Source organism: Roseateles sp. PN1, assembly GCF_038419725.1.
Lineage (GTDB): Bacteria > Pseudomonadota > Gammaproteobacteria > Burkholderiales > Burkholderiaceae_C > Paucibacter_A.
Genome location: NZ_JBCARA010000002.1, coordinates 537720 through 547698 on the forward strand (window position 1 = coordinate 537720; position 9979 = coordinate 547698).

Annotated in this window: 9 protein-coding genes and 1 tRNA gene; 2 read left to right on the plus strand and 8 right to left on the minus strand. The window is 62.5% G+C overall.

The features are described 5' to 3' along the window. Positions 1-36: 36 nt before the first annotated feature. On the minus strand, positions 37-1506 hold the full coding sequence (guaB, locus tag AABB87_RS05020; protein ID WP_341970250.1) for an IMP dehydrogenase: 1470 nt from the start codon (positions 1504-1506) through the stop codon (positions 37-39). A gap of 185 nt (positions 1507-1691) precedes the next feature. Between guaB and AABB87_RS05025 the strand changes: the two genes are divergently transcribed. Then, a complete protein-coding gene (locus tag AABB87_RS05025) occupies positions 1692-2216 on the plus strand; it encodes a DUF4124 domain-containing protein (RefSeq protein ID WP_341970251.1) in 525 nt (174 codons plus the stop codon). A 73-nt stretch (positions 2217-2289) separates the two neighbouring features. Here the strand turns inward: AABB87_RS05025 and AABB87_RS05030 are convergent, their stop codons facing one another. Together AABB87_RS05030 and AABB87_RS05035 are read right to left on the minus strand one after the other, a co-directional pair. Beyond that, entirely contained in the window at positions 2290-2640 is a 351-nt protein-coding gene (locus AABB87_RS05030) for an RnfH family protein (RefSeq protein WP_341970252.1), read from the minus strand. Beyond that, on the minus strand, positions 2627-3136 hold the full coding sequence (locus AABB87_RS05035; RefSeq protein WP_341970253.1) for a type II toxin-antitoxin system RatA family toxin: 510 nt from the start codon (positions 3134-3136) through the stop codon (positions 2627-2629). Before AABB87_RS05035 ends, AABB87_RS05030 begins: the two co-directional genes overlap by 14 nt. 51 nt (positions 3137-3187) lie before the next feature. Between AABB87_RS05035 and smpB the strand changes: the two genes are divergently transcribed. Next, a complete protein-coding gene (gene smpB / locus AABB87_RS05040) occupies positions 3188-3703 on the plus strand; it encodes an SsrA-binding protein SmpB (protein WP_058720220.1) in 516 nt (171 codons plus the stop codon). Positions 3704-3772: 69 nt separating this feature from the next. On the opposite strand, the gene AABB87_RS05045 is transcribed toward smpB, so the two are convergent. From AABB87_RS05045 to AABB87_RS05065, 5 genes are all read right to left on the minus strand, one after another. Next, on the minus strand, positions 3773-4963 hold the full coding sequence (locus AABB87_RS05045) for a PLP-dependent transferase (RefSeq protein ID WP_341970254.1): 1191 nt from the start codon (positions 4961-4963) through the stop codon (positions 3773-3775). 178 nt (positions 4964-5141) lie between these two features. Beyond that, positions 5142-6542, minus strand: a complete 1401-nt coding sequence (gene rimO / locus AABB87_RS05050) for a 30S ribosomal protein S12 methylthiotransferase RimO (RefSeq protein ID WP_341970255.1) — start codon at positions 6540-6542, stop codon at positions 5142-5144. A gap of 66 nt (positions 6543-6608) precedes the next feature. Then, complete coding sequence (phaR, locus tag AABB87_RS05055) at positions 6609-7205, minus strand: polyhydroxyalkanoate synthesis repressor PhaR (RefSeq protein WP_341970256.1); 597 nt, start codon at positions 7203-7205, stop codon at positions 6609-6611. A 231-nt stretch (positions 7206-7436) separates the two neighbouring features. Beyond that, positions 7437-9542, minus strand: coding sequence for a M13 family metallopeptidase (locus AABB87_RS05060; RefSeq protein ID WP_341970257.1), 2106 nt, complete (start codon positions 9540-9542; stop codon positions 7437-7439). A gap of 212 nt (positions 9543-9754) precedes the next feature. Then, a tRNA-Val gene (locus AABB87_RS05065) sits at positions 9755-9831 on the minus strand. Between the last annotated feature and the right edge of the window lie 148 nt (positions 9832-9979).

The window sequence follows — 9979 nt, forward strand, 5'->3', positions numbered from 1 at the left end:
AAGGGGCCGAGGCCCCTATTGCTCCAACGCTAACGATCACTCCGACCGGTAGTTAGGCGCTTCCTTGGTGATCTGCACATCGTGGACATGGCTCTCGCGCATGCCCGCCGAGGTGATCTCAACGAACTCGGCCTTCTCCTGCATGTCGGCGATGGTCGCGCAACCGCAGTAATGCATCGACGCCTTCAGGCCACCGGCCATCTGGAAAATCACCTGCACCACCGAGCCCTTGTAAGGCACTTGGCCTTCGATGCCTTCGGGCACCAGCTTGGAGGTATTGGGATTGTTGGCCGAGGTGTCCTGGAAGTAGCGGTCGGCCGAACCCTTGGCCATCGCGCCCATCGAACCCATGCCACGGTAGCTCTTGTAGCTACGGCCTTGGTACAGGATCAAGTCGCCAGGCGCTTCTTCGGTGCCGGCAAAAGCGCCACCCATCATGACGCAGTCCGCACCCGCAGCGATGGCCTTGGCCAAGTCGCCCGAGAAGCGCACGCCGCCGTCGGCAATCACCGGCACGCCGGTGCCGCGCAAAGCGGTCGCAACATTGTCGATGGCGGTGATCTGGGGCACGCCCACACCGGCCACGATACGCGTGGTGCAGATCGAGCCGGGGCCGATACCGACCTTGACGCCGTCAGCGCCCGCCTCGACCAGGGCCAGCGCAGCCGCGCCGGTGGCGATATTGCCGCCGATCACATCCACGCCAGGGAAAGTCTGCTTGACCCAGCGCACGCGCTCCAGCACACCAGCGCTGTGGCCGTGGGCGGTGTCAACGATCAGGGCATCCACACCGGCCTTGACCAGCATGGTGACGCGCTCTTCGGTGTCGTCACCGAAACCGACAGCAGCACCGACGCGCAGCTTGCCCTGGGCATCGCGGGCGGCGTTGGGGAAGCTGGTTTGCTTGGTGATGTCCTTGACCGTCATCAGGCCGCGCAACTCGAAAGCCGCGTTCACAACGACCACGCGCTCCAGCTTGTGCTTGTGCATCAAGGCCTTGGCCTCTTCCAGCGAAGCGCCTTCCTTGACGGTGACGAGCTTCTCGGCCGGCGTCATCATCTGGCTCACGGCCAGATCCATGCGGGTCTCGAAGCGCACATCGCGGCCGGTGACGATGCCGACCACCTTCTTGCCGTCCAGCACCGGGAAGCCCGAGACGCCATGCAGGCGCTGCAACTCCACCACTTCGCGCACGGTGGTCGTGGGCGTGATGGTGAAAGGCTCCAGCACAATGCCCGACTCGTAGCGCTTGACGCGCGCCACTTCGATGGCTTGCTGCTTGGCCGTGAGGTTTTTGTGGACGATGCCGATGCCACCCTCTTGCGCGATGGCAATTGCCAACCGTGCTTCCGTCACCGTGTCCATGGCCGCAGAGACCAGGGGCAGATTGAGGCGGATATTGCGGGAAAGCCGAGTGGCAAGAGAGGTGTCGCGAGGCAACACGTGGGAGAACGCTGGCACCAACAAAACGTCGTCGAAGGTGAGCGCTTTTCCTAAAAGGCGCATGAGGGAAGCTCCAGTCGCAAAGCGGCATTATACGGAGGGCCGGGCATTGCCAGCGCGCCGACCCAATAATTTCCCTGCAGGCCAGCCCAGTCGCGCCGCGCCAAGGCCTTGTTTATGCCGACTTGGTCACGCTTTTACACCCATGCCCGCCGACCCTGCGCCGCTACACTGAACCCATGTTCCCGATGCCAAAAATCACTGCCATTGCCCGTTGTGCGGCCTTGTTTGCCCTGGCTTTGAGCCTGGCGACGCCGGCCGCTGCCCAGTGGAAATGGCGCGACCCCGCGGGCAAGATGCAGTTCAGCGACCTGCCCCCACCCAATGGCACGCCCGAAGCAGACATCCTGCAGCGCCCTGCCAGCTCCAAGCGCAGCGTGGTGAACGTTGTCCCCTATGGTCAAGCTGCCAGTGCCGCCGCCCTGCCGCCCGCCAAAGCAGCCAGCGGCCCGAGCAAAGAAGAGCTGGCGCAGCAGGCCAAGAATAAGCAGCAGGAAAAAGAAACGCTGGCCAAGCAAAAGGACGAGGAGCGCCGGCAAGCCGAGCAGCGCCGCGCCAACTGCAAGAGCGCGCAAGACAACCTCAGCCTGCTGCAAAGCGGCATCCGGGTGACGCGCAGCAATGAGCGCGGTGAGCCGGTGGTGCTGGACGATCAGCAGCGCGAGTTGGAAATGCAACGCGCCCGCACTGCCGCCAATTCCGAATGCCGCTGATTCAAAAGCCCTGAGGCGCTACGGCCAAGCAGCCGCGCCAAATCCGCGCTGAATCGACAGCAAAGCGCGCCACTCAGGCGCTGGACTTGCCCGCCAAGGGCCGATGCCGCGACACGATGCGCTGGCCACGCGCTTTGTAGCGCTGGCGCCGGGCTTCTTTCGGATCTACGGTCAAGGGGCGATAAATCTCAATGCGGTCGTTCTCACGCAGTACGGTTGTCAGCGGCTTGATGCGCCCCCACACACCGACACGCAACTCCGCCAACTGAACCAGCTGCGGCGCAAAGTCGACGCACGTACGCAAGGCCTGCTCCACACTGCTGCCGGGCGCCACCAGCAATTGGCGCTGATGAACCTCACCAGCCCGCGGGCTCCACACCAACTCGACCGCGATGTTGGGGGCAACCACCTCAGCGGGGGCCATAAACAGCCTCGGCCCGCTGCACAAAGCGCTCGACCAGGGTATTGGCCACCCGGTCAAACACGGGGCTGACCACAGCCTCCAGCGCCGCCGAAGAGAAGGCATAGCGCAACTCGAACTCGATCTTGCAGGCCAGGGCCTGCTCTTCCGCGGCATCCGAAGCACTCGTCAGGGTGCCGGGCTTGTTCAGCGGCAGAAACTGCCACCCCCCTTCGAGCATCGAAAAAGGCCCGTCCACCAATTGCATATCAACACGCCGATTCAGGCTGTGGGTGTTGCGGGTGGAGAAAGCATGTCGCACGCCCGCATAAGCCATATGCAACCGGGCCATCACGGTTTCCACCAAGATGCCATCGGCCTGCGGCTCGGCCTTGTCCTCAAGCACTTCGGCGCGCTCGCACCAGGGCAAAAACTCAGGATAGCGTTCCACGCCGACCACAAGTTCATACATCTCGCGCGGCGAGTACCAAAGGAGGACGGATTTTTTTACATGCTTCATACAATGGACGAATTGTATTGGCACCCGCCTGCCCAAAAAGAACCGAGTCTCATGTCCACATCCGCTACCGCCAACCGGCCGCCGCCCAAGGCCAAGCCCGCCGTCAGCTCCAAGCCCATCGCCGAGAATCGCCGCGCCCGCTTCGACTACTTCATCAGCGAAAAGTACGAGGCCGGCGTGGTGCTGGAAGGCTGGGAGGTCAAGGCCATCCGTGCCGGCCAGGTTCAGCTGACCGATGGCTATGTGATGATCAAAGGCGGCGAGCTATTCCTGATCGGCTGCCGCATCAACGCGCTGCGCACCGCCTCCACCCACATCAGCCCCTTGGCCGACCGGACCAAGAAGCTGCTGATGAAGAAGGAAGACATCCGCCGCCTGATCGGCAAGATCGAGCAGCGGGGCTTCACCCTGGTGCCGCTAGATCTGCACTTCCAGGGCAGCTACGTGAAAGCCGAAATCGGCCTGGCCAAGGGCAAGGCCGAGCACGACAAGCGCGACACCGAGAAGAAGCGGGACTGGGAGCGCGAGAAGGGCCAACTGATGCGGCACGCATCAAAAGGCCCGTAAAACAGGGCCAGCGCTAGGGCTACAACCCTAGCGCACAGCAATTCACCACCCTGCCCATCACCGCAGGGATCAGCCCGCCAAGGCGGCCAAGGCCTGCGCCAGATCGGCCTGCAGATCCGCCGCCGCCTCCAAGCCGATGGCGAAGCGCACCACGCGGCCGGGTGCCAGGCGGGACGGCAGCGAGCGGCTCCGGCTCATGTCATAGGGCACGGCCAAGCTCATCGGCCCGGCCCAGGAATAGCCGATGCCAAACAGACTCAGCGCATCCACAAAGGCATCGACCTGAACCGCGCTGTACTCGGGCTTGAAAATCACCGAGAACAAGCAGGCCGCGCCCGCGCTGCTGGTCTGCTGCCAATAAGCATGACCGGGCGAATCCGGCAAGGCCGGGTGCAGAACCTGCGCCACCTCGGGGCGGCTCAGCATCCACTCGGCCAAGGCACGCGTACTGGCATCCTGGGCGCGGTAACGCAGCTCCAGGGTCGGCAAGGCGCGCAGCACCAACTCCACATCGTTCTGGCCCAGGCCATAGCCCAGATGCTCGTGCATATGGTTGAGCCGCTCATGCAAGGCCAGATCGCGGGTGCAGACCGAACCCATCAGCACATCGGCGCCACCCGAGGCGTACTTGGTCAAGGCCTGCATGGACACGTCCACGCCCACCCCAGGTGCGATCTCGAAGGGGTTGAAGGCGACACCCGAGCCCCAGGTGTTGTCCAGCGCGGTGAGCACGCCGTGCTTTTTGCAAGCAGCCATCAAACCCAGCAGATCGGGGAATTCCAAGGTGATGGAGCCGGCCGCCTCCAGCCAGACCAGCTTGGTTTTCTCGCTCAGCATGGCCTCGAAGCCGGCGGCATCCAGCGGATCGTAGAAGCGATAGTGAATGCCGAACTGCGGCAGCAGTGATTCGCTCAAATAGCGGTTTTGGCCGTAGACGTTATCAGGCACCAGCACCTCGTCGCCCGGGCGCAGCAGACCCAGGCTCACCAGCGTCACCGCCGCCAAACCACTGGGCACCAGCAAGCAATGCTCAGCGCTCTCAAGCGTGGCAATGCGCGCGGCCAGGGTGTAGCTGGTGGGCGTGCCGTGCAGGCCGTAGCGGTAGCTCTTGCCATCGCGCGGGCGGTACTGATGCAGATCGGCGGTGTTTTTGAACAAGACCGTCGAGGCCTTGAAGACGCCCACCGGATGCGCATCCCAGCCTTCGGGGGCGCGATAAGGGTGGTGGATTTGCTCAGTGGAAATGGCGCGTTTGCTCACGAATCGATCTCACGGTGAAAACAAAAAAGCGGGCCAAAGCCCGCCGTGGATTCTCTACCCAATCTGCCGAGGGCAGAGCGATGCGACTGGTGCAAACCGCCCTGCCTTACCCAGCCCAAAGAAATCAGTTGGGGACAGGGCTACTCGCTTCGCTCGATCGGTCTGTCCCGCAAAGTCATCAGACAGGCATACCGATCAGGTCATGCCCTTCGGCCGCGACGATGCGCACCTTGGTGAATTCGCCGACCTTGAGAATGCGGCTGGCCTTCTCGCGCGGCAGGATGCGCACAGTGCCGTCGATCTCCGGGGCGTCGGCATAAGTGCGGCCCACGCCACCCTTGCGGCCCAGCGCCGGCGCCGAGTCCACCAGCACTTGCATGGTGGCACCGATGCGCGACCGCAGCTTGGCGATAGACACCGCCTCGGCCACCGCCATGAAGCGGGCCTGACGCTCTTCGCGCACTTCTTGCGGCAAGGCGCCAGCCAGATCATTGGCCGTAGCGCCTTCCACCGGCGAGTAGGCAAAGCAACCAGCGCGGTCGATGCGGGCTTCTTGCATGAAGTCCAGCAGATACTGGAATTCCTCTTCGGTCTCGCCAGGGAAGCCGGCGATGAAGGTGGAGCGGATCACGATGTCCGGGCAGGTCTCGCGCCAGCGCAGGATGCGCTCCATATTCTTCTCACCATTGGCCGGGCGCTTCATGCGCTTGAGCACATCGGGGTGCGCATGCTGCAGTGGCACGTCGAGGTAAGGCAGGATCAAGCCCTGAGCCATCAAGGGCAGCACCTCGTCCACATGCGGATAGGGGTAGACGTAGTGCAAGCGCACCCAGGCGCCATGCTCGCGGGCCATCTCGCCCAGCTGCGCGACCAAGTCATACATGCGGGTCTTGACCGGCTTGCCGTCCCAGAAGCCGGTGCGGTACTTCACGTCCACGCCGTAGGCGCTGGTGTCCTGGCTGATCACCAGCAATTCCTTGACACCTGAGACGAACAAGGCCTTGGCCTCGCTCAGCACATCGCCGATTGGGCGCGACACCAGGTCGCCACGCATGCTGGGGATGATGCAGAAAGAGCAGCGGTGGTTGCAGCCCTCGCTGATCTTCAGATAGGCGTAATGCTTGGGTGTGAGCTTGATGCCGTAGGCAGGCACCAGATCAACAAAGGGGTCGTGCGGCTTGGGCACATGGGTGTGGACGGCGTCCATCACCTCTTGCGTGGCATGGGGGCCGGTCACGGCCAGCACGCTGGGGTGCATCTCGCGCACCAGGCTGCCGGCATCGCTGCTGGTGGCACCTGCTTTGGCGCCCAGGCAACCGGTGACGATGACCTTGCCATTCTCGGCCAGCGCTTCGCCGATGGTGTCCAGGCTTTCCTTGACGGCGTCGTCAATAAAGCCGCAGGTGTTAACGATCACCAGATCGGCACCCGCAAAGGACTTGGAAGTTTCGTAGCCCTCGGCGCTGAGCTGGGTCAGGATCAGCTCGGAATCGGTCAGAGCCTTGGGGCAGCCGAGCGACACAAAAGCGATCTTGGGGGCGCTGGTGGCCGGCGGGCTGGGAGTTTGGATTGCAGTCATCCTGCGATTTTCCCTCATTCCGCCCTGCCCCGCTGACGCGCGGCGCCACCAAGCTCGACTCTAGGCCTATTTTTTGGGCGGAAAGCCCGGCATGCCTGGTATCACGGGGAACATGGCGCCGGCTTGCTGCATCTGCTCTTTGAGCTGCTCTTGCATCTGCGTCAGCAGGCTCTTGCTCTGTTCCACATAGCCGCCCATCAGGTTTTGCAGCACTGGCGACTGCGCACCCATGAACTGCGTCCACAGCTCGGGGCTGAAGGCCAGGCCCTGGCTTTGCTCGGCAAAGCGCGACTGCAACTCGCCAAAGGTTTTGACATTGCGCTCCAGATAGTCGCCCATCACACCCTGCATGGCATGGCCATAGAAGCGGATGATCTGCTCCAGCGAGCTGGTGCTGAACATGGGCACGCCGCCGGTTTCTTCTTCAAGAATGATCTGCAGCAAGATGGAGCGCGTCAGGTCCTCGCTGGTCTTGGCATCGCGCACCTCGAAGCTCTGGCCCTCGAGCACCATTTTCTTGACGTCGGCCAGCGTGATGTAGCTGCTGGTCTGGGTGTCGTAGAGACGGCGATTGGGATACTTTTTCAATATCCGCACCGCAGCGGCCGACTCCGCATCGCCCTCGACCGGATTCGCCGCCTTGCCTTTGCGGGCAGTCGCCATGAAAAGCTCCTTGTCTGTCAGACCAATTGTTGTAATGCTTGCTCGGGCCATTCTAAAAGCCCGCTTTTGAGGCCCTGGCGGGGAATACCCCTGCGGATCAACGCTCGGCCACAGCCCCACAAATAGATCGCCCCCACGCCTTGCGGCAAGGGGGCGGTGACATTATCAGGGCGCCAGAACCCGAGAGCCTCAACCCTCATGGCACCCCAGGGGATCCAAGCCCCAGCTGAATTACCAGATACGAATGCGCTGTTCCGAAGGCTTGAACATGGCGTCGCCTTCCTTGGTGCCGAAGGCCTGATGGAAGCCATCGTTATTGATCGCAGCGCCGTTGGTGCGGAAGCTCGGCGGGGAATGCGGGTCGGTGGTCAGCAATTGCAGGGCTTTTTCATCCCGCGCCTTGTAGCGCCAAGCTTGCGCCCAGCCCAGGAAGAAGCGCTGCTCGCCGCCGATGCCGTCCAGCACCACGGCCGGCTCGCCATTCAGGCTGCGCTGATAGGCCTTGTAGGCGATCTGCAAGCCCGACAAGTCAGCAATATTCTCACCCAGCGTCAGCTTGCCATTGAGCTGCTTGCCCGGCAGCGGCTCGTACTTGCTGTACTGCGCGACCAGCTTGGCGCCGATGGCATCAAAGGCCTTGCGGTCGGCCGGCGTCCACCAATTGCGCAGGGCGCCGTCACCGTCGAACTGGCTGCCTTCGTCGTCAAAGCCGTGACTGATCTCATGACCGATCACCGCACCGATGGCGCCGTAATTCACCGCATCATCCGCCGCCATATCAAAGAACGGCGGCTGCAGGATGGCGGCCGGGAACACGATCTCGTTGAGCGTCGGGTTGTAGTAGGCATTGACGGTCTGCGGCGTCATGCCCCATTCCGTGCGATCCACCGGCTTGCCGGCGCGCTGCGCAATGCGCTGGTACTCGAATGCGGCCGAGCGGGCACTGTTGCCGAAAGCATCACCCGCACGCACATCCAGCCCGGAGTAATCACGCCAGGTGTCGGGGTAGCCGATCTTGACCATATATTTGGACAGCTTCTCGCGCGCCGCGGCCTTGGTGGCAGGCGTCATCCAGCTCAAACCGTCGATCGAGTCGCGATAGGCCGCCATCAAATTGGCCACCAACTCCTGCATGCGCGCCTTGTAGGCCGGCGGGAAATGCTCGGCCACATAGACCTGGCCCAAGGCCTCGCCCAAGGCCTGGTTGACATCGTTGATGCCTTGTTGCCAGCGCGGCAGGGGCTCTTTCGCGCCGGTCAGGGCAGCGCCATGCAGAGCGAAATGCGCCTCACGGAAGGCCTGCGGCAAGACTCGCGCGTTCTCGTCCAGCACGCGCAGCTTCAGATACTGCTGCCATTGCGCCAGGGGCACCGTGTTCACCAATGCGGCCAGGCCGATGATGGCGCTGGGTTGGGTCACCGATAGGCGATCAATGCCATCCAGCTGACCAGCCTTCAGAAACGCCGACCAATCCAAGCCAGGCGCCTTCTTGGCCAGCTGCGCCGGCGTCATCGGGTTGTAGGTCTTGACCGGATCGCGATTCGCGACATTGCTCCAATGCAGCTTGGCAATGCGTGTTTCCAGCGCCAGCACCTGAGCCGCCACCTGATCAGGAGCAGCCTCGCCACTCAACTTGGCCAGGGTGATCAAGTAGCTCAGATAGGCCTTGCGCACCTGCGCCAGCTTGGCGTCGGCCTTGAGGTAGTAATCGCGGTCAGGCAGACCCAAGCCACCTTGCATGGCCAGAGCGCGGTTGATGGTCGGCTGCTTCAGATCCGCCATCACATACAAATTGACCGGTAGATTGGAAACACCTTGCGCGCCGCCCAGCCACTGGGCCAAATCGGCCTTGGACTTGATAGCCGCGATGCTATCGAGCCGCGCTTGCGCAGGCGCCAGGCCGGCCTTGTCGATGGCCGCCAGATCCAGATAGCTGCTGTAGAACGCGGCAATCTTTTGCTCAGTGCTGCCCTCTTTTTGCGGCTTGGCGCTCAGAGCCTCGATGATGGCGCGCACCTGCGCATCAGACTTATCGGCCAATTGCTCAAAAGCGCCGTAGGCCGATTTGTCCGCAGGAATGCTGGCCGTGTTCAGCCACGCGCCATTGGCGGCGCGGAACAAATCATCCTGCGCCCGCACCTTGGACTCAAAGGCACTCAGGTCCAGCCCAGAATTGGGCACCTTCGCGGCTGCAGCTGCAGCTGCAGCTGCGGTTGCGGTTGCGGTTGCGGCAGCCGTGCCCAGCACACCAGCGGCCGGAGCCACTGCTTCGGCGCCAATCGCCCCATGCGCCAGAAAAATCATGCCCACCAAGGGAGCCAGTCGCAAAAACTTCATGCCAATGCCTTGTTTACGAAAGCTGGCGAGGGTAGTCCATGCGCGCAGGCGCAGCAAGATGACTTTCAGCAGGGGCAAGGCCTGCCGAGTGCGGGGCTTGGCTCCGCATACCGAAGCCGGCCGGAAATGCAAAAAGCCCGGCAGATCGCTTGATCTACCGGGCTTTCGCTAATCGTCAGGGACGACACTTTTGAAGTATCGCCTACCAAATTTGGTAGGCGCGATTGGACTCGAACCAACGACCCCCACCATGTCAAGGTGGTGCTCTAACCAGCTGAGCTACGCGCCTTCATCTTTCTCAATCTCTTTTGGCCTTGCCTACCGCTTCGCTTGCAACTAACTGATGTCAGTTCAAACAAATTGGTAGGCGCGATTGGACTCGAACCAACGACCCCCACCATGTCAAGGTGGTGCTCTAACCAGCTGAGCTACGCGCC

What these genes read in the sequence shown, in the direction of transcription:
- guaB (WP_341970250.1), bottom strand. Translation starts at nt 1,506, where the DNA reads ATGCGCCTTTTAGGAAAAGCGCTCACCTTCGACGACGTTTTGTTGGTG.
- AABB87_RS05025 (WP_341970251.1), top strand. Translation starts at nt 1,692, where the DNA reads ATGCCAAAAATCACTGCCATTGCCCGTTGTGCGGCCTTGTTTGCCCTG.
- AABB87_RS05030 (WP_341970252.1), bottom strand. Translation starts at nt 2,640, where the DNA reads ATGGCCCCCGCTGAGGTGGTTGCCCCCAACATCGCGGTCGAGTTGGTG.
- AABB87_RS05035 (WP_341970253.1), bottom strand. Translation starts at nt 3,136, where the DNA reads ATGAAGCATGTAAAAAAATCCGTCCTCCTTTGGTACTCGCCGCGCGAG.
- smpB (WP_058720220.1), top strand. Translation starts at nt 3,188, where the DNA reads ATGTCCACATCCGCTACCGCCAACCGGCCGCCGCCCAAGGCCAAGCCC.
- rimO (WP_341970255.1), bottom strand. Translation starts at nt 6,542, where the DNA reads ATGACTGCAATCCAAACTCCCAGCCCGCCGGCCACCAGCGCCCCCAAG.
- phaR (WP_341970256.1), bottom strand. Translation starts at nt 7,205, where the DNA reads ATGGCGACTGCCCGCAAAGGCAAGGCGGCGAATCCGGTCGAGGGCGAT.
- AABB87_RS05060 (WP_341970257.1), bottom strand. Translation starts at nt 9,542, where the DNA reads ATGAAGTTTTTGCGACTGGCTCCCTTGGTGGGCATGATTTTTCTGGCG.